General features: G+C 60.9%; 18 protein-coding genes and 1 tRNA gene. 17 read left to right on the top strand and 2 right to left on the bottom strand.

Annotated elements, in window-relative coordinates; all coding sequences use genetic code 11:
* Positions 1-46: 46 nt before the first annotated feature.
* The 15 genes from D8U61_RS23340 (at position 47) to pgaD (ending at position 18,851) form a co-directional block, all read left to right on the top strand.
* Positions 47-292, top strand: coding sequence for a DUF2789 domain-containing protein (locus D8U61_RS23340; protein ID WP_125925865.1), 246 nt, complete (start codon positions 47-49; stop codon positions 290-292).
* An 89-nt stretch (positions 293-381) separates the two neighbouring features.
* Entirely contained in the window at positions 382-627 is a 246-nt protein-coding gene (locus D8U61_RS23335; RefSeq protein ID WP_041477418.1) for a type II toxin-antitoxin system Phd/YefM family antitoxin, read from the top strand.
* Entirely contained in the window at positions 617-898 is a 282-nt protein-coding gene (locus tag D8U61_RS23330; RefSeq protein WP_122751862.1) for a type II toxin-antitoxin system RelE/ParE family toxin, read from the top strand. Before D8U61_RS23335 ends, D8U61_RS23330 begins: the two co-directional genes overlap by 11 nt.
* A 362-nt stretch (positions 899-1,260) precedes the next feature.
* Entirely contained in the window at positions 1,261-1,689 is a 429-nt protein-coding gene (locus tag D8U61_RS23325) for a MarR family transcriptional regulator (protein WP_016772266.1), read from the top strand.
* Entirely contained in the window at positions 1,686-3,749 is a 2,064-nt protein-coding gene (locus D8U61_RS23320) for an FUSC family protein (RefSeq protein ID WP_130927721.1), read from the top strand. Before D8U61_RS23325 ends, D8U61_RS23320 begins: the two co-directional genes overlap by 4 nt.
* Positions 3,746-3,955, top strand: a complete 210-nt coding sequence (locus D8U61_RS23315; RefSeq protein WP_016772264.1) for a DUF1656 domain-containing protein — start codon at positions 3,746-3,748, stop codon at positions 3,953-3,955. The genes D8U61_RS23320 and D8U61_RS23315 overlap by 4 nt, the downstream gene beginning before the upstream one ends.
* The gene (locus D8U61_RS23310) at positions 3,952-4,839 is read left to right on the top strand and encodes an HlyD family secretion protein (protein ID WP_016772263.1); all 888 of its coding nucleotides are present in this window, start codon (positions 3,952-3,954) and stop codon (positions 4,837-4,839) included. The genes D8U61_RS23315 and D8U61_RS23310 overlap by 4 nt, the downstream gene beginning before the upstream one ends.
* The gene (locus D8U61_RS23305) at positions 4,836-6,278 is read left to right on the top strand and encodes a TolC family protein (RefSeq protein ID WP_130887563.1); all 1,443 of its coding nucleotides are present in this window, start codon (positions 4,836-4,838) and stop codon (positions 6,276-6,278) included. The genes D8U61_RS23310 and D8U61_RS23305 overlap by 4 nt, the downstream gene beginning before the upstream one ends.
* A gap of 93 nt (positions 6,279-6,371) precedes the next feature.
* Positions 6,372-7,007 carry an NADH:ubiquinone oxidoreductase subunit N gene (locus tag D8U61_RS23300; protein WP_071174014.1) on the top strand — a complete coding sequence of 212 codons (636 nt, stop codon included), beginning with the start codon at positions 6,372-6,374 and terminating at the stop codon, positions 7,005-7,007.
* Positions 7,008-7,063: 56 nt separating this feature from the next.
* On the top strand, positions 7,064-10,582 hold the full coding sequence (locus D8U61_RS23295) for an AAA domain-containing protein (RefSeq protein ID WP_130927720.1): 3,519 nt from the start codon (positions 7,064-7,066) through the stop codon (positions 10,580-10,582).
* 152 nt (positions 10,583-10,734) lie between these two features.
* Entirely contained in the window at positions 10,735-12,240 is a 1,506-nt protein-coding gene (locus D8U61_RS23290) for a YdgA family protein (RefSeq protein WP_016772258.1), read from the top strand.
* A gap of 236 nt (positions 12,241-12,476) precedes the next feature.
* On the top strand, positions 12,477-14,957 hold the full coding sequence (gene pgaA, locus D8U61_RS23285; protein WP_130927719.1) for a poly-beta-1,6 N-acetyl-D-glucosamine export porin PgaA: 2,481 nt from the start codon (positions 12,477-12,479) through the stop codon (positions 14,955-14,957).
* Between the two features lie 12 nt (positions 14,958-14,969).
* Positions 14,970-16,967: a poly-beta-1,6-N-acetyl-D-glucosamine N-deacetylase PgaB gene (gene pgaB / locus D8U61_RS23280; protein ID WP_110644743.1), complete on the top strand. Its 1,998-nt coding sequence runs from the start codon at positions 14,970-14,972 to the stop codon at positions 16,965-16,967.
* Between the two features lies 1 nt (position 16,968).
* Positions 16,969-18,324: a poly-beta-1,6-N-acetyl-D-glucosamine synthase gene (pgaC, locus tag D8U61_RS23275; protein WP_056786973.1), complete on the top strand. Its 1,356-nt coding sequence runs from the start codon at positions 16,969-16,971 to the stop codon at positions 18,322-18,324.
* Positions 18,321-18,851, top strand: coding sequence for a poly-beta-1,6-N-acetyl-D-glucosamine biosynthesis protein PgaD (pgaD, locus tag D8U61_RS23270; protein WP_016772255.1), 531 nt, complete (start codon positions 18,321-18,323; stop codon positions 18,849-18,851). Before pgaC ends, pgaD begins: the two co-directional genes overlap by 4 nt.
* A 39-nt stretch (positions 18,852-18,890) precedes the next feature.
* Here pgaD and D8U61_RS23265 read toward each other — a convergent pair whose 3' ends face one another.
* Complete coding sequence (locus D8U61_RS23265) at positions 18,891-20,414, bottom strand: FAD-dependent oxidoreductase (RefSeq protein ID WP_130927718.1); 1,524 nt, start codon at positions 20,412-20,414, stop codon at positions 18,891-18,893.
* 139 nt (positions 20,415-20,553) lie between these two features.
* Here D8U61_RS23265 and D8U61_RS23260 point away from each other — a divergent pair, with 139 nt between their 5' ends.
* On the top strand, positions 20,554-21,114 hold the full coding sequence (locus D8U61_RS23260) for a YbhB/YbcL family Raf kinase inhibitor-like protein (RefSeq protein WP_016772253.1): 561 nt from the start codon (positions 20,554-20,556) through the stop codon (positions 21,112-21,114).
* 46 nt (positions 21,115-21,160) lie between these two features.
* Positions 21,161-21,430: a hypothetical protein gene (locus D8U61_RS27850; RefSeq protein ID WP_016772252.1), complete on the top strand. Its 270-nt coding sequence runs from the start codon at positions 21,161-21,163 to the stop codon at positions 21,428-21,430.
* Positions 21,431-21,507: 77 nt separating this feature from the next.
* Here the strand turns inward: D8U61_RS27850 and D8U61_RS23255 are convergent.
* Positions 21,508-21,584: transfer RNA gene (locus tag D8U61_RS23255), tRNA-Arg, on the bottom strand.
* Positions 21,585-21,776 lie beyond the last annotated feature (192 nt).

The following is a 21,776-nucleotide window of genomic DNA, read 5'->3' as shown; positions in this document are numbered from 1 at the left end:
CAGCAAACGGCGCAACGCCGGACCTGAATTGCAGAGGAGTTGCATCATGGAAAATCCGCAGCACAGCCTACCGGCCCTGTTCAAACAACTCGGCCTCGATGACGATCCGACCGGCATCGACAAATTCATCGCCAGCCATTCGCCGCTCAAGCCGGAATTGCATCTGGCTGACGCGTTTTTCTGGACGGCAGGTCAGGCGCAGTTTCTGCGCGAGGAGATTCTGGATGATGCGGATTGGGCGGAGGTGGTGGATCAGTTGAATGTGATGTTGCGTAAGGGGCGGGTGGGGTGATCATCGCGAAGTTGTATCCTCGTTGAACGCCACAGTTGTCCACATGGCATAAATAGACCAAAATCACGTCCTAATTTGAGGTTCTTATTATGCAAAGCGTTCTCGCCGATATGGCTGTCAGTGTCTCTGAACTGAAGAAAAATCCTACTGCCGTGTTGAACGGTGCACATGGGGGGGCCGTCGCTGTCCTCAACCACAATCGCGTCATGGGCTATATGGTGCCGGCCGAAGTTTATGAAGCAATGATGGAGCGGCTTGATGATCTTGAGCTGGCTGACATTGTTCGTTCGCGCCTCCACGAAACGCCCATTTCGGTAAGCCTGGATGACTTATAAGCTTGAGTTTCTGCCGTCTGCGCACAAAGAGTGGAACAAGCTGGGTCATACGTTGCGGGAGCAGTTCAAAAAGAAGCTGGGTGAGAGGCTGAAGCTTCCCAGAATCCCGGCTGACGCCCTCCACAGCATGCCCGACTGCTACAAAATCAAACTCAAAGCCTCGGGGTATCGATTGGTTTACCAAGTCATCGACGAACGAGTCGTAGTTTCCGTGCTAGCGGTTGGCAAGCGCGAACGCAGCAGTGTTTACGATACTGCCAGGAACCGTTGAACGAGCCCCCGCTTTATTCAAGTGGCCGATGTTTGTCGATGAGATTCTTGAGTGACCGGACTGGGCCACCAAAGTGTGGGATTAGTTGCTGTATCGTCTGGCATGAGGCGCAGCATGTAAAAAAAATTGCGCGAAAAGGCTCAGATGTAAAAAAAAACTCCTTTCTGTAAAAAAAATTTCGTTTTGTCCGTCGCATTAGATTTTTTCTTCGAAAAATTACAAATCCAACTCGTGGTACGCCTCGGCCAAGCGTGGGGAGATTTGTTTCAAAACTTGACTGAATTCCCCTCCAATGCGATATTGATAGTTAGCAAACTAACAGTGTCCGTTATCCCGTGTCCGATTCCCTCGACAGTCTCCAGATGAACATCAGCAGCGCCATGGTGGTGGCCGCCCGGCATTGGCGGAAGATCTGCCAGACCACGCTGGTCAACTATGGAATTTCCGAAGCCTGCGCCGTGCCCTTGTTGATGATCGGGCGTTTGGGTGAGGGCGTGCGTCAGGTGCAAGTCGCCCAAGCTGCGGGGATGGAGAGTCCTTCGCTGGTGCGCTTGCTCGATCAGCTGTGCCATGCCGGTTACGTCTGTCGCACCGAAGATGCGCAGGATCGCCGGGCCAAGTGCCTGAGCCTGACCGATACCGGTCGCGAGCTGGTGCAAGCGGTGGAGGCCGAGCTGGTGCGCTTGCGTCATGAGGTGCTGGAAGGCATCGAGCGCAGCGATCTGGAAGCTACGCTTCGGGTACTGAGGGCTTTTGAGGCGGCGAGTTCGCCTGTGGTGGTCAATTCTTGAACGGTTTTTTCACTGGCATGCCGCCGGCCCGTGACTGGTTTTACGGGGTCCGTACCTTTGCAGCGTCGATGATTGCGCTGTACATCGCCTTGCTCATGCAAATGCCGCGTCCGTATTGGGCGATGGCCACGGTGTACATTGTCTCCAGCCCGTTTCTCGGCCCGACCAGCTCCAAAGCGCTGTACCGCGCGGCGGGCACTTTCCTGGGCGCGGCGGCGGCGGTGCTGTTCGTGCCGATGTTCGTACAGAGCCCCTATGTGCTGGTGGTGGTGATCGCGTTGTGGACCGGCATTCTGCTGTTCATGTCCCTGCATCTGCGCACCGCCAACAGCTATGCGCTGATGCTGGCCGGTTACACCTTGCCGCTGATTGCCCTGCCGGTGGTGGATAATCCGCTGGCGGTGTGGGACGTGGCCGAGGCGCGTACCGAAGAGATTTTCCTTGGCATCGCCGTCGCTGCGGTGGTCGGTGCGATGTTCTGGCCGCGTCGGCTGGCGCCGCTGTTCAACGATGCAGTAAGCAAGTGGTTCGCCGATGCGACGAGCTACAGCCTGAAGTTTCTCAGCCGCGATGTGCAACCGGAAGAAGTCACCGCGCTGCGCATGGCCATGGTCGCCAACTTCAACAGCCTCGAGTTGATGATCGGCCAGTTGCCCCACGAAGGCGCGCGGCCACAAACCGTGCGCAACACCAAGGAACTGCGCGGGCGCATGATTCATCTGCTGCCGGTGATCGATGCCCTTGAGGATTCGTTGTATGCACTCGAGCGGCGCACCCCGGAACTGGTGGAAAAATTCCAGCCGTTGCTGACCGCGACCCGGGAATGGCTGGGCCACGCGGACGCCAATCTCGAGCGCTGGCAAGCACTCAGAGATCAACTTGACGCGTTGCAACCGAGCGCCGAAGCGCTGGAGGAGCGCAAGCAGTTGCTGTTCTCCAATGCGATCTACCGCCTCGGTGAGTTCATCGATCTGTGGCAGGACTGCCGCAGCCTGCAGGATGCGATTCTGTGCGAGCGCCAGGACAGCTGGCGCGCGGTGTACCGGCATTGGCGCCTGGGCCGGTTGACGCCGTTCATCGATCGCGGGCTGATGCTGTACTCGGTGACCTCGACCATTCTGGCGATCATCGTTGCTTCGGTGCTGTGGATCCTGCTCGGCTGGCCGGACGGCGGCAGCGCGGTGATCCTGGCAGCGGTGGCGTGCAGCTTCTTTGCCTCGATGGACGACCCGGCGCCGCAGATTTACCGGTTCTTTTTCTGGACCGGGATGTCGGTGCTGTTTGCCAGCCTTTACCTGTTTCTGATTCTGCCCAACCTGCACGATTTCCCGATGCTGGTGCTGGCGTTTGCCGTGCCGTTCATTTGCGTCGGCACGCTGACCGTGCAGCCGCGCTTCTACCTCGGCATGCTGCTGACGCTGGTCAATACCTCGTCGTTCATCAGTATTCAGGGCGCCTACGACGCTGACTTTTTCGCCTTCGCCAACTCCAATCTGGCTGGACCGCTGGGGCTGTTGTTCGCTTTTATCTGGACGCTGGTGGCGCGGCCATTCGGTGCCGAACTCGCGGCCAAGCGTCTGACCCGATTCAGCTGGAAAGACATTGTCAGCATGACCGAGCCAGCCAGCCTCGCCGAGCATCGGCACTTGGGCGTGCAACTGCTTGATCGGCTGATGCAGCACCTGCCGCGCCTGGCCCTGACCGGTCAGGACACCGGTATCGCCATGCGCGAAGTGCGTGTCGGTCTGAACATGCTCGATCTGCTTGCCTACACCCCGCGCGTCACTGGCGTGCCAAACGCCCTGCTGCGACAAGTGGTGGGCGAGGTTGGCGAGTATTTCCGCGCCTGCCTCAAAGCCGACGAACGCCTGCCGGCACCGAGCGGTCTGCTGATGACCCTTGATCGCACCCGACGTGCGCTGAACGGCCAGGGCGACGATGAAACCCGTCGACACCTGTTGCACGCCTTGAGCGGTCTGCGTCTGGCCTTGCTGCCCGGCGTCGAGTTCGTCTCCAGCGCCGAGCCCGAAGAACCGCTGCCCGATGGAGCGCCCCTATGATCGGTGATCTGGATATCAGCGGCATTTTCCTGCCGACCCTGCTGGTGCTGATGGGCATTACTTACGTGCTGTTTTTGTTGGTGCACGGCGTGCTGCAACGCCTGCACTTTTACCGTCTGGTCTGGCACCGGGCATTGTTCAACGTGGCGCTCTACGCCGTGCTGCTGTACGGCGTGGACTCACTCAGTCGATACCTGATGACATGAAAAAACCGTTTCTGACCATCGGTCGCGTGGTTCTGACCCTGCTGATCGTGACTTTTGCCGTTGTCCTCGTCTGGCGCATGGTGATGTATTACATGTTCGCGCCGTGGACCCGCGACGGCCACATTCGCGCCGACATCATCCAGATCGCCCCGGACGTGTCCGGGTTGATCCAGCAGGTCGAGGTAAAGGACAACCAGTTGATCAAGCGTGGCCAGGTGCTGTTCAGCATCGACCAGGATCGCTTCAAACTGGCCCTGCGCCAGGCCAAGGCCGCCGTTGCCGATCGCGAAGAAACCCTCGCCCAGGCCCAGCGTGAAGCCAAGCGTAACCGTGGCCTCGGCAATCTGGTGCCGGCCGAACAGCTGGAAGAAAGCCAGTCGCGCGTCGCCCGTGCACAGTCGGCATTGGCCGAAGCCTTGGTGGCGGTCGACAGTGCGCAGCTCAACCTCGATCGCTCGGTGATCCGCAGCCCGGTCGACGGTTACGTCAACGACCGCGCGCCGCGTCCGCAGGAATTCGTCACCGCCGGGCGCCCGGTGTTGTCGGTGGTCGACAGCAACTCCTTCCACATCGACGGCTATTTTGAAGAAACCAAACTCGACGGCATCCACGTCGGGCAATCGGTGGATATCCGCGTGATCGGTGACCGCGCGCGGTTGCGCGGACATGTCGAAAGTATCGTCGCCGGTATCGAAGACCGCGACCGCACCAGCGGCAGCAACCTGCTGCCCAACGTCAACCCGGCGTTCAGTTGGGTTCGCCTGGCGCAGCGGATTCCGGTGCGCATCGCTTTTGATGAGGTGCCGGCCGACTTCCGCATGATCGCCGGGCGTACCGCCACTGTGTCGATCATCGACGATCAGCATGAGGAGCCGCAGCCATGAGCAGGGCCTGGTTGATCGCCGGGTTGGGCGTGATGCTCTCGGCCTGTCAGATGATCGGCCCGGATTATCAGGTGCCCACTGACGCGGCGGTGCAGCGCAAGGATATTCAGGGTGAGCTGGCAGTCGCCGGCAAACCGGTTGTCTCGGCGCCGGTGCCGACCGACTGGTGGCGGCTGTATAAAGACCCGCGCCTTGATCAACTGGTGCAGCAGGCCATGGCTTCCAATACCGATTTGCGTGTAGCGGCGGCGAACCTGTCGCGGGCACGTGCTCAGGTGGATGAAGCCGAGGCCGCTGGTGGCTGGAGCGGCGGGGTGAAAATGGGCGCGCAACGTTTGCAGGAATCCGGTCAGGCGTTCCTGCTGCCGGAGAAAGTCCCGGTGGCCAACATTGCCGATATCGGCATCAGCGCTTCGTACCAGTTCGACCTGTGGGGCACCTTGCAGCGCGGCATCGAAGCGGCCAAAGCCAATGCCGATGCAACTCAGGCCGCCGCCGACACTGCGCGTATCACCTTGGTGGCGGACGTGGTTCGTGCTTACACCCAGGTCTGCGCAGCCAACGAAGAGCGGGAAATCGCCGAGCACTCTCTCGATCTGCAATCGCAGAGCACCACGCTGATCCAGCGCCTGCGCGATGCCGGGCGGGGCGACGAGACCCAGGTCACCCGCTCGCAGACCCAATTCAAATCCCTGCGCGCCGACTTGCCGCGCTATGAAGCCGCGCGTCAGGCGGGGCTGTTCCGTCTGTCGATGCTGCTGGCCAAACCGGTCGAACAGTTGCCGGCAGGTACCGCCAGTTGCGCCGAGTTGCCGAAGATCGCGCAACTGGTGCCGGTCGGTGACGGCGCTGCGCTGCTCAAGCGCCGCCCGGATATTCGTCAGGCCGAGCGGCGTCTCGCAGCGGCAACCGCCGGCATCGGCATCGCCACCGGTGAGCTGTACCCGGACATCAGCATCGGCGCGACCATCGGCACCGTCGGCATCATTGATGACCTCGGCGATCCGTCGACCAACCGCTGGGGCTTTGGCCCGTCGCTGAGCTGGAAAGTACCGACCAACGGCGCCCGTGCGCGCATTCGTGAAGCCGAGGCCAACACTCAAGGCGCGCTGGCGCATTTCGACGGCGTGGTGCTCAACGCCATCCGCGAGACCCAGACCGGTCTGGCCCAGTACAGCGCGCTGCTGCAACGCCGCGATGCGCTGGCCGAAGCCGAGCAGTCGGCGAAGCTCGCCGCCGAGCAGACGCACCGCTTCTTCCAGGCCGGCCGCGAGTCGTTCCTTGCCGACCTGCAAGCAACCCGCACCTATACCGATGTCACCGCGCAACTGGCCGCCGCCAACACCCAGGTCGCGATGAGCCAGATCGATTTGTTCCTCGCCCTGGGCGGTGGCTGGGAAAGCGGACGAACGAACACCTCGAGCGCCAGCAAACCCTGAGGTCGTTGCTATGCTTTGAAGTGTTGGAGGGGCGCCCCATGCCAAGCGCTCCTGCAATGCACATTGCTCGTGCTGGCCCAGGGGAAACCAATAATGAAAAACCCTTACGCTCTCGGCTTCTGGTGCGCTCTGGTCGCACTGGTGCTGCTCTCGGCCACGTATTTCTACGGGATCATGCTGGCCCACCAGATCGATACGGCGATGATCTTCCTCGACAGCGCCGTTGCGCTGATCGCGGTGATGGCGATCGTCGTCGTCGCGTGGACCTCGATTCAGCTGCAACGGGTCAAGAAGCGCCAGCTCGAACGGGGCAGGATGCTCGTGCTGATCTGGGACACCAAAGTCGCCCTGCGCCGGGTCGAAACCGTGTTCGACCGCTACTTCTGGGGCAGCTACTGGCAGCCCGGGCGAACCTTCGCCGAAGTCATGGGCGAGCTCACCGGCACGCCGCTGGAAAAAAGCCTCGAAGCCCTGAAGAAGCAATGCCTGGAACTCGACAAGCAGATCGCCGATGACGGCTGGCACTGGCTGAACAACGCCCGCGAGCTGTCCGACGTCGCCACGGCCATGGCCCGCGAACGCTATCAGCTGGATTTCTGCGATGTGCGGGCGGATACCACCGGCGGAGCGGTGATCGATCGCGACTTTGAAGTGCTGGTGTATACCTGGACCGCTCGGCTGAAGAGCTTTGATCATCAGCTGGATGAAATCGAGGTTCAGTATTCCTGAAAATCCCAGGATGGGGTTTTTCTACCCTGCTGGCATAATGGCCGCAGACTTTTTTGATGGCTGCAAAACTGATGCAAGGGAATGTAAAGGTTCATCTCGACTACTTGAGCGCTGCGTTGGCCGACGCCTGTAATTTGATGCCTGAGCTTGATCAGGCCTCGCGCGCGCTCACGCTGGACGAAATCATACGCGGCGAGCTGTCCGACCATTGCTGCAAGAAGCTGTACGGGCAGAGACCCAAATCCAGCTCAACTGATCGCGCGGTCAAGGTCGACGCCGATGAGGGCTGGCCACTACGAGTCATCGTCTGCCCTTTTCTCTTCGGCCTGCGACCGGAGCATGGCCATCCAAGCAGACTGCTGCCTGAATGCATCGCACCACTGTTCTTTTTCGGCCTGTTGCAACGCAACGGCAAGCTCAGCATTGATCCGGAAAACCTGCGACCCGTTGCGCCACGCAACTTCCTTGAGCCAAGTGCCTATCAGGTTACGGTCGGTACCGTGGAAGACGTCGACCGGGTGTATGCCCGGCTACCTCGTCCGACGGACTGGAACAGTCTTGTCTACAACGCCAGAACCTTTTGTCGTGAGGTCTGCGGGCAGGAGTGGGAAAATCTTCAGGTCGATCAGTACGAAAGGCTCAATCACCCGCTGATTCTGCTTGCAACCAGCGCCAATGGTGCAACGCAGCACATCCAGACCTTGCTCGATCATTTGCGTCACGACAGTGATGCCGCGCTGCATCTGCTCGAAACTCTCCTCAACCCTGTCACAGACAAGCCGTTGCTCACGGCCGAGCAGCAGTTGGCAGGTTCGATTGAACATCTGGGGCAAATGGAATGCCGCTATGGGCTGTCGCCATCGCAGCGTGAATCGCTGGTGCACTTTTTTTCCCTGCCGGACGCGGTGACAGCCGTCGATGGCCCTCCGGGTACCGGTAAAACCACGCTGTTGTTGAGCGTCATCGCTTCGCTGTGGATCAAACAGGCGAGGGCGCAAGAGGAGCCGCCGCTGATCGTCGCAACCTCGACGAACAATCAAGCTGTCGTCAACATCCTGGAAGCCTTCGCCAAGGTCAAGGAGCGAGATGGACCATTGACCGGTCGGTGGATCAAAGGGCTTGAGAGTTACGGTCTGTACCTGCCTGCCAAAAGCCGAGAAAACGACATGCACGGCTTCACCGTTCATGCCTTGAAAGGTATGGGCAAGAACTCGGTGCATGACTTTCAGTTGGTGGAAAAGGCCGAAGGTTTTGCGCTGGCCCTTGACCATTTTCTACAGTGCGCCCAAAACGCATTGGGACGCTTACGCGAGCCGTCGCTTGAAGGCGCAACCACCGAGCTTCATGCTCGACTCGAAGCTTGCTGCAGTCGTATCGAACGCGTCACTGAAGATCTGATCGCGCTCAATACGCTGTTCGGCGCAGTGAGTGTCTCGCAGGAAATGGCGGCACACGCACGCTCAGCGCTTGAGGGTTCGATCAACGGCGGCGTGAAAGACCTGCAGAGGGCTGCCGACGCGCTGGTGCAGGTTCAAAAGTTGAAGCTGGCCTGGAAGCTTCACGTAGAGCAGGAAAACATTTTCGTCACGTTCATGGCCTGGTGCGGGCGGAAGTCGCTGCGAAGCCGCCGCGACGATGTCTTCTTTGCTCGGGTCGCCATCGACCACAGCGAAACATTGGGAGCGCAGATCCATCATGTCGGCAGCCGCGAAGCCTTCGATGCGCTATTGGCCAAGCAAGCCGAAGCGCTCTCGAAAAACCACGAGCGGCTACAAACGCAGTTGACGACGACACGCCAGTCGCTCTCGACGCTCAACGAAACAATCGCTCGGCTGGAGAGCTTCGGCGACGCCAATGGGCAGCTTGAAACCGCAGTCATCCAGGACGCACTCGACAAAGGGCTGCGATTTGAAGCGTTCAAATGGGCGACCCATTACTGGGAAGCGCGTTATCTGCTGGAGGTCGAGCAAACGCTTGCGCGTTTTTCCAAAGTAGAGGACACCCTGTCGCCGGAGCGACTCGAGCGCCAATACCGCCGTCTGGCCAAGTTGTTTCCTTGCTCCGTGGTCACCCTTTATTCATTGCCAAACCGGTTCAGTGGCTGGAAAAGCCAGTACCTTCCCTTGCTCGATTGCATCGATCTGTTGATCGTCGACGAAGCCGGCCAGGTCGCCTCCCAGATCGGCGTTCCCGCCTTTGCGCTGGCCAAGCGGGCGATGGTTGTCGGTGACGTCGATCAAATTGCCCCGGTACATGGTTTGCCGTCCTCGATCGATCTGGCCAATGCTCGGCACTTCGGCCTGCTGGGCGATGGCTGGGAGGCGTTTTGCGAATCGGGCAGATCAGCTTCAAAAGGCAATCTGATGCGGGTCGCCCAACAGGCTACGCCTTACACCAAGCATGCCAGGCGTGGTCGTGGCATGTTCCTCAGTGAGCATCGTCGCTGTTGGCGCGAAATCATCGAGATCTGCAATGAGCTGGTTTACAAACAATTGTTGCAGCCTTGCCGCGAAGAAGGCCCTCGCCGTTTCAGTCCCAGTCTGGGCTACGTCCACCTGACGGGGCTGGACCAACGTGTCGGTAAAAGCCGACGCAATCAGGTCGAGGCACAGGTGATTGCTCATTGGTTGCAGGAACATCGAGCAGGCATCGAGGCTTCTTTCGCCGAAGACAAAAAAGCTTACAAGGATCTGGTGGCGGTCGTCACGCCGTTCGCGGCGCAGACCTCGGCAATTCGTCAGGCGCTGGATCACAGTCTCGGTGCCGGACATGGCATAACGGTAGGCACCGTTCACAGTCTGCAGGGCGCTGAGCGCCGGCTGATTATATTTTCACCGACCTATGGTCTGGATACCGAACCCGGGTCGCCTTTTTTCGACAAGGATGCAGGTTCTCTTTTGAACGTTGCTATCTCTCGGGCACAAGACGCGTTTCTGGTGTTTGGCAACATGAACCTCTTCAACCCGGTCGGAACAACCCCGTCGGCGATTCTCGGCCGGCATTTGTTCAAGGACGAGCGCAATGAACTCAAGGGAATCCCCCTGCAATGGCTGGTGCCGGCCTATAACCCGTATTTCACCGAGCAAATCAGCGATCTGGAAAGTCACAGGCAAACCCTGCGATCAGCCTTCGAAAGCGCCCGAGAGCGTCTGATCATCGTGTCTCCCTATCTTACGAAGGATGCAATCAGGCAGGATCAGGTACCGACGCTGATCCGCGAGGCATGCACCCGTGGCGTCAGCGTCGTGGTCATCAGCAGTCGTGAATTGTGCAGTGCCGAGCCGACAAAAGCGCAAGCTTTCGAAGAGTGTGTCCGGTTGCTTGAAGAGGCCGGAGCGAAGTTCAGAAACACGCAGGTGCGCAGTGTGCACAGCAAGATGCTTCTGGTGGATGACGCATGGCTCGCCGTGGGATCGTTCAACTGGCTTTCCTCGGTGCGTCAGTCATCCAGCGTTTACAGCTATTACGAATCGAGCATCCGCTATGACGGCCAGTCTGCGTCGGCAATGATTCAGGACAGCATGAAGGACCTGCGGCACCTTTTAGGGGCAAAACCGTCTCAGGTTTCGGTATGACCGGCACAGCCGTATGGCCGGATTAAAAAGCCAACCACTCCGAGTGGCGGATGCTAACCTTCCCGTCACTTTTGCACAGTCGAGCCGTGACCCGATCCCGGGTTCAAGGAAGACGACTTCATCCACAGCCACGGAAACCGATCAGGTCATTCATGAATAAATCAGCAGGCGTGCTTCTCGGAATTGTTGTTGCCATCGGCGCGATCAGCGCAGGCGGGGCCTGGTACACCGGGACCAAGATCGAAGGCGTGCTGAACAACGCCGTGACCAACGCCAACAAAGAGTTGCAGACCGCCATGGCCGGCTCCAACGGCACCGCGTCGCTGGAACTGGTGTCGCTGGAACGCCACACCTTCACCAGCACCGCGCACTATCGCCTCAAGGGCGAGGGCGAGATGTTCGGTGATGCGCCGGTCGAGCTGCTGTTCGTCGACCACATCGAACACGGCCCGCTGCCGTTCTCGCGTCTGGTTTCGCTGAAGTGGCTGCCGGTCATGGCCACCAGCAACTACGAGCTGGAAAAGAGCCCGTCCACGGAAAAATGGTTCGCCGCCACCAACGGCGCCGCGCCGCTCAAGGGCGTGACCAACATCGGTTACGACGAATCGACCACCAGCACTCTGAATCTGGTGCCGTTCGAAACTGCGCTGGATGAGCAGTCGAGCCTGAAGTTTTCCGGTCTGAGCATGGACATCGCCGCCAGCGCCCAGGCGCAGAAGGTCAAGGCCGACGGTTACATGGACAATCTGAAACTGGTCACCGTGTCGGAAGACCAGGCGCCGGTGCAGGTCGAGCTCAACGGTCTGACCCTGGCCAGCAACCTCGCCAAGAGCAGCTACGGCTACTACACCGGGGAAAACACCCTGGAAGTGACCAGCAGCAAAACCACCTTCGGCGCCAAGCCGATGGTGCTGGGCGTGAAGAACTTCGAAATGAAGAACCGCACCGAAGAAAGCGGCAGCAACGCCTCGGGGCGTGCCGACTACAAAATCGGCGAAGTGACGCTCAACGACAAAAAAGTCGGTTCGGCGGCCATGGCCATGAGCCTGAAGAACCTCGACATTCCGTCGACCATGTCGCTGATGCAGATCTACCAGACCAAATTGCAGCCGTATGAAAAAGCCGCCGCCGAGGCCGCCGCACAAGGTTTGCCGGCACCGGAGCTGAATCTGACCGAAGCGGAAAACGCCCAGGTCAAAGCCGATCTGCAGAAGTTGCTGGCGGCCGGTCCGCAGCTGGCGCTGGAGAACCTGTCGTTCAACACCGCCAACGGTGAAAGCCGCGCCAATCTGGTGATCGACCTGACCAAGCCGCAATCGATGGACCTGCCGCCGGATCAACTCGGCAAGCAACTGATCGCGCTGCTCGACCTGAACATTCAGGTGTCCAAGCCGATGCTGGTCGATCTGCTCAGCGTGCAGGCGCAACTCGATGGCCAGACTGACGCCAAAGCCATCGTCGATCAGTCCAAGGAAGCGGCGGACATGTTCGCCGGCATGGCGGTCGGCTCGCAATTGGCTGTCGCCGACGGCACCAACGTGGTGACCAAACTGCATTACGCGGCCAATCAGGTCGAATTCAACGGCCAGAAGATGACCGTCGAGCAGTTCATCGGCTTCCTGATGAGCAAGTTTGCCGGCGTCACCCAAGAGCAATAAGCCCACCGCGCGCCCTCCAGACGCCCGGCCCCTGTGTAAACAGGCGCCGGGCGTTTTGCTGTACGGGTTTTGTACAGATGGGCCGATTCTGAACAATTATTGCGTTGTGAAAATTCGACTACGCTTGCGTGCAGACTGCCTCACCAAGCTTGGCCGAGGGCTGTCATCGTCGGCCACCGTTACGAATGGGCAAGGAGGGCATTGCGACCCGGCTGGCCATGTAAGGATGCTGACAAATGCCGCGTATTGATGGCCCTGTATTACATCGTGGTTTGCGCCCTTTGTTCCGATTTGCCCTGTGCAGCCAGTTGCTCTGGCCAGTGCTGGCGTTGGCCGACACACCCTACGACGAGATGGTGCGCGATGCCCGCGCCGGGCATTACACGCCTGCGCTGACGGTTTTGCGTCAGGTGCCGCCGGGCCAGGCCAGCGACGGCCAGGTCAGCGATCACCTGCAAATCGCCAGTTGGGCCGGGCTCGATGCCGAAGTGGTCAAGGTCTATGAAACCCAGGGTCGCGACCGCGTCCTGCCGGTGCAGGCACTGACCGCCGCCGCGCGTGCCTATCGCAACCTCAAGCGCTGGGATCAGGCTACCCAGGTCTACAACAAGGCGCTGGCGCTGGAGCCGGACAACGCTGACCTGCAACTGGGCCTCGCGCTGACTCAGGCCGATGCCGGCAAGCCCGATCAGGCCGTCACCCGCGCGCAGGCGCTGGTCGCCGCCAAACCCGACGATCCGTCACGCCGCCTGGCCTTGGGCTATGCCCTCGGCCGCGCCGGCAAACAATACGATGCGCTGTTTGAATTCGATCAAGCCTTCATCCGCGCCGGCAACAAACCGGAAGTCGCCCGCGAGTACGTGGTCGCCCTGCAAAAGGCCCGTCTGCCTGAACCGGCGCTGCGTCTGGCCAGTCAACGTCCCGGTTTGATTGATCCGGTGACCTTGCGCCGCCTGGAAGGCGATCTCGCCGCCGAACGCGTGCGCCTCGCCGAACTGGCCACGCGCAGCGAGAAGGAACGCTACGTCATTGCCGACCGCGCGCTGGCCGATTACGACAAATTGCTCGCGACCTGGGCCCCTGACGCCACTGCTCACGACGACGTGACGCGCTGGCGCATCGATCGCATGGGCGCGCTCAAGGCCCGCGCGCGCACTGCCGACGTCATCAGTGAATACCAGAAACTGCAAGCGGAGGGTGTGGAGATTCCGACCTACGCCCTGCGCTGGGTGGCGGCGTCTTATCTGGATCAGCGCGAGCCTGAGATTGCCACTGATCTGTATCGCCAGGTGCTTTCAGCGCCGGACGCCGATGTCGGTGATCGTCTTGAGGACACCACTGCGCTGTACTACTCGCTGCTGGAAAGCGACCGCGCCGACGAAGCTCGCAAGGTCGCCGAGGACGCAGCGAAATCCCAGCGTCCGCGCGTCGAACTCAAGGGTTTGCCGGTCGGCAACCCCAACGACGAATGGATGGACGCCCAGCAACTCGCCGCTCAGGCTGGCACCTACGGTTCCGATCTTCCGCACGGCGAAGAGCGCTTGCAGACGCTGGTCGATCAAGCGCCGGGTAACCTTGGCTTGCGTCTGGCCCAGGCCGATCTCTACCTCGCCCGCCAGATGCCGCGCCGCGCGGAAAGCCAGCTCAAGGAAACCGAGAGCATGGCCCCGCGCGATGCCGGCCTGGAAGTCGCTCAGGCGCGCACCGCGATGGAGTTGCAGGAGTGGCGGCAGAACGATGCGCTGGTCGACGACGTGGTCGCGCGCTATCCGGACAACCGGCAGGTGCAGCGCCTGGCTCGCGAACGCGAAGTGCATGACATGGCCGAACTGCGCGTCGAAGCCTACGGCGGCAAGGCCAACGGTGGCGGCAGCGGCGATGCCGGTGCGGTCAGCGGCAGCCGAGATTTCGGTATCCAGAGCACCCTTTACAGCCCACCGATCAACGAAGACTGGCGGGTGTTTGCCGGCGCCGGTTATGCCACCGGTGATTTCGCCGAAGGCACTGGCCACCATCGTTTCCAGCGTGTCGGCCTGGAACGGCGCACCCGTGACATGACCCTCGAAGCCGAGGTGTCGAATCACGATTACGGCTTCGGTGACAAACAAGGCGCACGCCTGGCGATAGCCCGCGACATCAACGATCACTGGCAGTACGGCGGCAGCCTCGAATACCTCTCGGCGGAAACGCCGCTGCGCGCGCTCAACAGCGACATCAAGGCCAATGGCGGCAGTGCGTTCCTGCGCTGGCGCGCCAACGAAAGCCGCGAGTGGCGCGTGTCGGTCAGCCCGTCGCACTTCAGCGATGGCAACAACCGCGTCGAAGCCTTGGTGACCGGGCGCGAGGGCATCTACACCGCGCCGAACATTCAGGTCGACGCCGGCCTGGAAGTCGGCACCAGCCACAACTCGAAATCCGACGACGTGCCGTACTTCAATCCGAAGTCGGACTTCAGTGTGATGCCGCTGGTCAACGTCAACCACGTGCTCTACCACCGCTACGAGACTTCCTGGAGCCAGCAATTCCAGGCCGGCGCGGGCACCTACAGCCAGCGCGACCACGGCACCGGCGGCATGGCATTGCTCGGTTACGGCCAACGGTACGCCTGGAACGACGTGTTCGATGTGGGCGGCATGTTCAGTGTGATCAACCGGCCTTACGACGGTGATCGGGAAACTGATCTGCGTCTGCTCGTCGACCTCACTTTCCGCTTCTAGAAGAGTTTGAAGATGCCTTTTATCTCGCGTTTCATCCTTCTGCTGGGAGCGCTGCTGATCAGCGCCTGCGCCCAGCAAGCCCCGGCCTTCGCGCCGCCCTCCGAGCGCCCGGTCGCGGCCAGTGAACAACCGTGGCCAAAAAACCATGTGCTCGGCATTGCCTATCACGACGTCGAAGACCGTGATCCCGATCAGGCCGTGGTGGCGGTGCGCACCGAGCGCATGATCGAGCAACTCGCCTGGCTGCGCGAGAACGGCTACAAACCAGTGACCGTCGACCAGATCATGGCCGCGCGCAAGGGTGGCCCGGAGCTGCCGGCGAGAGCGGTGCTGCTCAGTTTCGACGACGGTTATGCCAGCTTCTATACCCGCGTGCTGCCGGTGCTGCGCGCCTACAACTGGCCAGCCTTGCTGGCGCCGGTGGGCACCTGGATCGACACGCCGCTCAATCAACCGGTGGATTTCGCCGGCACGCCGCGTAACCGTGACAACTTCCTGACCTGGCAGCAGATTCGCGAAATTTCCAAGTCCGGTCTGGTAGAGATCGCCGCTCACACCGATGCCAACCACAAAGGCATCCTTGGCAACCCGCAGGGCAACCTGCAACCGGCCGCCGCGACCCGGCGTTATGACCCGGTCACCAAACGCTATGAATCCGAAGCCGATTTCCAGGCACGCATTCGTACCGACGTGAAGAACATTTCCGAGAAGATCCGCAAGGCCACCGGTTACAAACCACGGGTCTGGGTCTGGCCGTACGGCACCGCCGACGGTACCTCGCTGACCGTGGTCGGTGAGGAGGGCTATGAAATGGCCCTGACCCTGGACGACGGCCTCGACACCCTCGATAACCTGATGAGCGGGCCGCGCTTTCTCGTCGCGTCCGATCCTGACGGCGAGCATTTCGCCAACAGCATCGTTTCGGTGCAGGCCGAAGCGCCGATGCGCGTGGTGCATGTCGATCTCGACAACGTCTACGACCCGGACCCGGCCCAGCAGGACATCAACCTCGGCAAACTGGTGCAGCGCATGGCTGACCTGGGCGCCAGCACGGTGTTTCTGCAAGCCTTCGCCGATCCCAAGGGCGATGGTCTGGTGCATTCGCTGTACTTCCCCAACCGCCACCTGCCGATGCGCGCCGACCTGTTCGACCGCGTCGCTTGGCAACTGCGCACCCGTGCCCACGTGAAGGTCTTTGCGTGGATGCCGGTGCTGAGTTTCGAGCTGGATTCGAAGCTGCCGCGTGTAACCCGCTGGGACCCGAAAACCGCCATCACCTCGGTCGACCCGAAGCAGTACAAACGCCTGTCACCGTTCAATCCCGAAGTGCGCAAGATCATCGGTGAAATCTATGAAGACGTGGCGCGGCTGACCTCGGTCGACGGCATTCTCTACCACGACGATGCGGTGCTTTCGGATTTCGAAGACGCCAGCCCGGATGCTTTGAAGGCCTACGCCGCTCAAGGTCTGCCGGGTTCGATTGCCGCGCTGCGCGACGATCCGGCGGCGATGCAACGCTGGACGCGTTTCAAGAGCCGCTACCTGATCGACTTCACCAACGAACTGACCGCCAAGGTCCGTGCGATTCGCGGCCCGCAAGTGCTGACCGCACGCAACATCTTCGCCGAGCCGATGCTCAATCCTGAAAGCGAAGCGTGGTTCGCGCAGAACCTCGATGACTTCCTCGCCACCTACGACTGGACGGCGCCGATGGCCATGCCATTGATGGAAAAACAGACGCTGGCCGAGTCCGGCCCGTGGCTGGAAGAACTGGTTGCCACGGTGAAGAAACGTCCCGGCGCGCTCAACCGCACCGTGTTCGAATTGCAGGCGCGTGACTGGAACCAGAAGGATCAGGCCGATATCGACGCCGTGCATCTGGCGGACTGGATGGGCCGGCTCAAGCGCCAGGGCGCAACCAGTTTCGGTTACTACCCGGACAACTTCCTCGACAACCTGCCAGACCTGAAAACCGTAAGGCCTGCACTCTCCAACAAATGGAATCCATAACATGCTGGATAGACTGTTAGCCCTGCTTGTTCTGGCGATTGTCCTTGGCGTTCCGCTGGGGCTGATCTTCCTCGTGACCGGCCAGTTCCTGATGTCGTTCGTGTTCTTCTACCCATTGTTCATGTCCGGGTTGTGGATCGCCGGCGGCCTGTATTTCTGGCTGCACTGGGAGCGCCACTGGCCATGGCAGGACGACACGCTGCCGCCGCCGCTGGAAGGCGAGCCGCTGATTTCGATCCTGATTCCTTGCTACAACGAAGGCGATAACGCTGCCGATACCATTTACGCGGCGCTGGCCCAGCACTACCCGAACATCGAAGTCATCGCGATCAACGACGGCTCCAAGGACAACACCGCCGAAGTGCTCGATGCGCTGGCCAAGGAAGATCCGCGACTGCGGGTTCTGCATCTGGCGGAAAACCAGGGCAAGGCTGTGGCTCTGCGCATGGGCGCGATCGCTGCGCGCAGCGAGTATCTGGTGTGCATCGATGGCGACGCCTTGCTGGCGCCGAACACGGCGGCGTACCTGGTCGCGCCGATGCTGGATAACGCACGTCTTGGCGCAGTGACCGGCAACCCGCGGATCCGCACGCGTTCGACCTTGATCGGGCGGGTGCAGGTCGGCGAGTTCTCCTCGATCATCGGGCTGATCAAACGTACGCAACGGGTGTTCGGGCGCATCTTCACCGTCTCCGGCGTGATCGTCGCGTTCCGTCGTACTGCGCTGAACCGGGTCGGCTACTGGAGCCCGGACATGATCACCGAAGACATCGACATCAGCTGGAAGCTGCAACTGGATCACTGGAGCATCTTCTACGAACCGCGTGCGCTGTGCTGGATTCTCATGCCGGAAACCCTCGGCGGCCTGTGGAAGCAGCGTCTGCGCTGGGCTCAGGGCGGCGCCGAAGTGCTGTTCAAGAACATTCGCGGCATCTGGCAGTACCGCCATCGCTACCTGTGGCCGCTGCTGTTCGAATACTGCCTGTCCACCGGTTGGGCGTTCACTTTCCTGCTGTCGGTGATTTTCTGGGGCATGGGCAAGTTCATGGTCATGCCCGACGCGATCGCCGTCGATCACCTGATGCCGCCGGCCTTCACCGGTCTGTTGCTGGCGTTTGTCTGCCTGGTGCAGTTCGCTGTCAGCATCATCATCGATCGGCGCTATGAACCGGGTCTGGGCAAGACCATGTTCTGGGTGGTCTGGTATCCGCTGGTGTTCTGGCTCGTCAGTCTGCTGACCACCCTGGTCAGCTTCCCCAAGGTGTTGTTCAGCCAACACAAAAAACGCGCGCGCTGGGTCAGTCCTGATCGGGGTATCAAACCGCTTGGCGACGACCAGGAGGAAGTCATCAAATGAAAATTATCCGGACTCGCCAACGGCCCTTTCTGGTGGTGATCGACGTGATCCTCACCGTCCTGGCCTGGGTCGGCCTGCTGTTCCTGCTGGTACGCGGGTTATGGCCATTGATCGAAACCAGCGGTGGCCCGCGCATCGATCATTCGGCGTTCGATGCCTTGGGCACTTTGCAGGTTTATATGTGGGTGGCGCTGGTCAACGCGGTGATCCTGATCGGCTGGGCGCGTTATCAGCAACGCAAAAGCCGCAGCTTCGCCCAGCGCCGTTTGCCGTCGCCGGTAATTGGTGATGAAGGTCTGAGCAAGAGTTTCAAACTGTGCGATGAGCGTTTCCAGAAACTGCGCACGCCGGGGGTGATGACCATTCACAACGACCAGGACGGCGACATCAGCCATGTCGAAACGCATTTGTGGCCGCTTCAGCAGCAAGCACTGCCGGCGCCGCTGGCACCTTTGGAGCATCCACGGGTGATCTTTCTGCATGCCGAAGAAGACGACAGTCGCGAGCCGGTGAAACGCCTGACCTGAACTCCACACGGCCTGTGTAGGAGCTGCCGAAGGTCGTTGTCAGGCCTGGATCAGCGTCCAGGCCTCTTTCATTTGCAGAGGTTGCTTCATTCGCTCAGCCAGCAGCGCCATTGCGCGTTGCTTGTCGCAGGCCACCGCCGCGACGACGATGCCGTCTTTTGCAAACAGGCCAATGAACGGCGGCTGTTCCGGCTCACCGCTGAACTCGACCTCGTCCCATTCCTGCGCGTGACCGAGATAGTCGTAGTTCTTGCCAAAGTGGTAGGTCCAGAAAAACGGCACATCCAGATAATGTTCCTCGCCACCGAGCATGTTGGCGGCAGCGATGCGCGCGTGTTGCTGGGCCAGGCGCCAATGCTCGATGCGGGTTGGCTGGCCATTCAACGGAAACGTGGCGATATCGCCGATGGCCCACAGGTCATCGCTGACGCGCATGCCGTCATCGACACGCAACGATTGGTCTTCTTCCTTGGGCAATGATTCGAAAGGCTCGGTGGCGGGGTGAACGCCGACGCCGGCGAGAACCAGATCCGCCGCCAGGCGCAGACCGTTGTCGAGCAGCACGCCCTCGACCTTGTCCTCGCCAAGGATCTCCGTAGCCTCGTGTTCGCTGATGAACTTCACCCCGTGCTCTTCGTGCAGGGCGCGAATCGCCTTGCCCACGGCCTCGCCGAATTGCTTGGCAAACGGGATTGCATGGCGTGCCAGCACGGTGACGTCGAGGCCGAACTCGCGCAGCGCTGACGCGCATTCGAGGGCAATGAAACTGTCGCCGATGATGACCGCGCGCTGGCCCGGTTGAGCGGCGTTGATGATCTGTTCAGCCTGGGCTTTCGAACGCAGGACGAAGACGTTGGCCAACTCGGCACCAGGCAGCTTCAACGGATTGGGCGCGCCACCGGTGGCGAGTACAGCGGCGTCGTAGCGCAGGATGCCGCCGTTGTGCAGATGAAGCGTTTTGCCTGGGGCGTCGAGTGAAGTCACTTCGCCTTGCACGCGTTCAATCCGTTGCGCTTGATAGAACGCCTCATCGCGCAGGGGCGGGACTTCTTTCGGTGACATCTCTCCAGCGAGAACAAATTTGCTCAACACCGTGCGGTCGTAGCCGGCATCCGGTTCGCCATCGACCAGCACGATGCGCCCGCCAAAACCCTTCTCCCGTAGCGCCGCCGCGCAAGCCGTGCCCGCCGCCCCGGCGCCGACAACCACGAACGTTCTAGGGTCGTCAGCGGGCGGGGTGTGCGGATCGGGCAGGGGCTGGTCATCGACCCAGACTTCATCGCCGCGCAACTCCAGTGGATAGCGCTTGAGACTGTCCAGCGATGGCGGCTCGCACAGGCCACCGTCCTCGGCGCGGTACGCGGCCTTGTGCCAGGGGCAGATCAACCTGCCGTGACACATCGCCCCCTCGGCCAACGGTGCGCCGGCATGTGGACACAGGCCCTGAAACGCCCGCAACTCGCCGTTGGCACGCAGCAGGACGATCTTGCAGTCGCCGATTTCGACTTGCAGGCCACGGTCTTGCGGGACATCGGCGAAACGGGCGACACGGTGCAGGGACATTTTCGGCTTCCTCGCAGGCATTTCTCTTGTGAGTTGGCGGCGCCGCGCGAGGTTCAGCCATTTGCTACTGCCAAGGCACGAACGGTACAGCTATAGTTTGCGGGCCGACGACGGCCTCACTGCACAAGGTGCTCCCGGAATGACCCGATTGACCTCTCTCAACCCATGGCTGGCGGCCATCGCCGTGACCCTTTGCGTGCAGTTCCCGGCTCAGGCCCAGGAGCGCTTCACCCTGAGCATCCCCGGCGTGTCGGATAACCGTCTGTTCACCTCGGCCGCTGCCAGCGACGCACCCGGTTGCGGCGGCAAAAACCAGTCGCCGGCGCTGAGCTGGAACGCCGGCCCGGCCGGTACCCAGAGTTACGCCATCGTCATGCACGACCCGGATGGCCAGAAAGGCCTGGGCGTCGATCACTGGATTCACTACGGCATCAAACCCACCACCCACCAGATCGCGGCCGGCGTCGGTGCCAAATCCGCCCTCGAAGGCGTCGGTGGCACCAACAGCAAAGGCAACACCCATTACATGGGGCCATGCCCGCCAGTGGGCGACAGCGCGCACCACTACATCATCCAGATCTACGCCCTCGACCTCGCCCCGGACGCCCTGCCTGCAGGCCTGACCCGCGCCGAGCTGATGGAAAAAATCAAAGGCCATGTGCTGCGTAATAGCAGCGCGGTGCGGCGTTATCACCGCTGAGGCTCGGCCGCTCACGGGCGGCTGACTGCTCTGATTCCCCAGCCATTTGGCATTGCCCCGCGAAAACGCGCACTATCGAGCCATTGCCAATGCGCTGGAGGACACCGTGGCAGCAAAAATCGACCGCATCGCCCAGCTACTCAACTGCCCGGAAAAGGGCGAACAAATGCGGCGGGCAGTAACCGAGACACGTAAGGAGTTTCTGCTGAATCAGCCGGAAGAAGACCTCGTTGAAGAAGACGAGGTATTCGACGAGGCTGAGGAGGAGGGGGATGACGACGATGAATATGACGAGTTTGACTGGACGACGGAGTGACGGCGTTCCAGCGATCCTGTCATCGCCCACAAAAAAGCCCCGGACCATCACAGTCCGGGGCTTTCTCGTATGATTCATGGTGCACCAGGCGGGATTCGAACCCACGACCCCTGCCTTCGGAGGGCAGTACTCTATCCAGCTGAGCTACTGGTGCAGCGGGCGACATCATACCTAGGTCGGCTCGGGGCGTCCATGCCGGGTTTGGCGGGTTTTGTCAGTGTGCGTGTCGGTGCAAATCGCTGCATTCCTTAAAGCGGTAACGTCCTGCAAAACCCTCGCTTGGCGCTTTGCCGGGGTTGATCTAAGGTTTTTCCTGCGGCACGGGTTTTCAGTACGTTGATCTGAA

It is taken from the genome of Pseudomonas sp. Sample_14 (assembly GCF_004307515.1).
In the GTDB taxonomy this organism is placed as follows: Bacteria; Pseudomonadota; Gammaproteobacteria; order Pseudomonadales; family Pseudomonadaceae; genus Aquipseudomonas; species Aquipseudomonas atacamensis.
The sequence above is the reverse complement of the archived record's forward strand: the minus strand, read 5'-3'. Positions and strand labels throughout refer to the sequence as shown.

Excerpts from the sequence above, each read along its gene's own strand:
- pgaC (WP_056786973.1), top strand. The coding sequence starts at position 16,969 with ATGCTGGATAGACTGTTAGCCCTGCTTGTTCTGGCGATTGTCCTTGGC.
- D8U61_RS23295 (WP_130927720.1), top strand. The coding sequence starts at position 7,064 with ATGGCTGCAAAACTGATGCAAGGGAATGTAAAGGTTCATCTCGACTAC.
- D8U61_RS23305 (WP_130887563.1), top strand. The coding sequence starts at position 4,836 with ATGAGCAGGGCCTGGTTGATCGCCGGGTTGGGCGTGATGCTCTCGGCC.
- D8U61_RS23265 (WP_130927718.1), bottom strand. The coding sequence starts at position 20,414 with ATGTCCCTGCACCGTGTCGCCCGTTTCGCCGATGTCCCGCAAGACCGT.
- D8U61_RS23290 (WP_016772258.1), top strand. The coding sequence starts at position 10,735 with ATGAATAAATCAGCAGGCGTGCTTCTCGGAATTGTTGTTGCCATCGGC.
- D8U61_RS23335 (WP_041477418.1), top strand. The coding sequence starts at position 382 with ATGCAAAGCGTTCTCGCCGATATGGCTGTCAGTGTCTCTGAACTGAAG.
- D8U61_RS23325 (WP_016772266.1), top strand. The coding sequence starts at position 1,261 with ATGAACATCAGCAGCGCCATGGTGGTGGCCGCCCGGCATTGGCGGAAG.
- pgaA (WP_130927719.1), top strand. The coding sequence starts at position 12,477 with ATGCCGCGTATTGATGGCCCTGTATTACATCGTGGTTTGCGCCCTTTG.
- pgaB (WP_110644743.1), top strand. The coding sequence starts at position 14,970 with ATGCCTTTTATCTCGCGTTTCATCCTTCTGCTGGGAGCGCTGCTGATC.
- D8U61_RS23300 (WP_071174014.1), top strand. The coding sequence starts at position 6,372 with ATGAAAAACCCTTACGCTCTCGGCTTCTGGTGCGCTCTGGTCGCACTG.
- D8U61_RS23315 (WP_016772264.1), top strand. The coding sequence starts at position 3,746 with ATGATCGGTGATCTGGATATCAGCGGCATTTTCCTGCCGACCCTGCTG.
- D8U61_RS23330 (WP_122751862.1), top strand. The coding sequence starts at position 617 with ATGACTTATAAGCTTGAGTTTCTGCCGTCTGCGCACAAAGAGTGGAAC.
- pgaD (WP_016772255.1), top strand. The coding sequence starts at position 18,321 with ATGAAAATTATCCGGACTCGCCAACGGCCCTTTCTGGTGGTGATCGAC.
- D8U61_RS23260 (WP_016772253.1), top strand. The coding sequence starts at position 20,554 with ATGACCCGATTGACCTCTCTCAACCCATGGCTGGCGGCCATCGCCGTG.
- D8U61_RS23340 (WP_125925865.1), top strand. The coding sequence starts at position 47 with ATGGAAAATCCGCAGCACAGCCTACCGGCCCTGTTCAAACAACTCGGC.
- D8U61_RS23310 (WP_016772263.1), top strand. The coding sequence starts at position 3,952 with ATGAAAAAACCGTTTCTGACCATCGGTCGCGTGGTTCTGACCCTGCTG.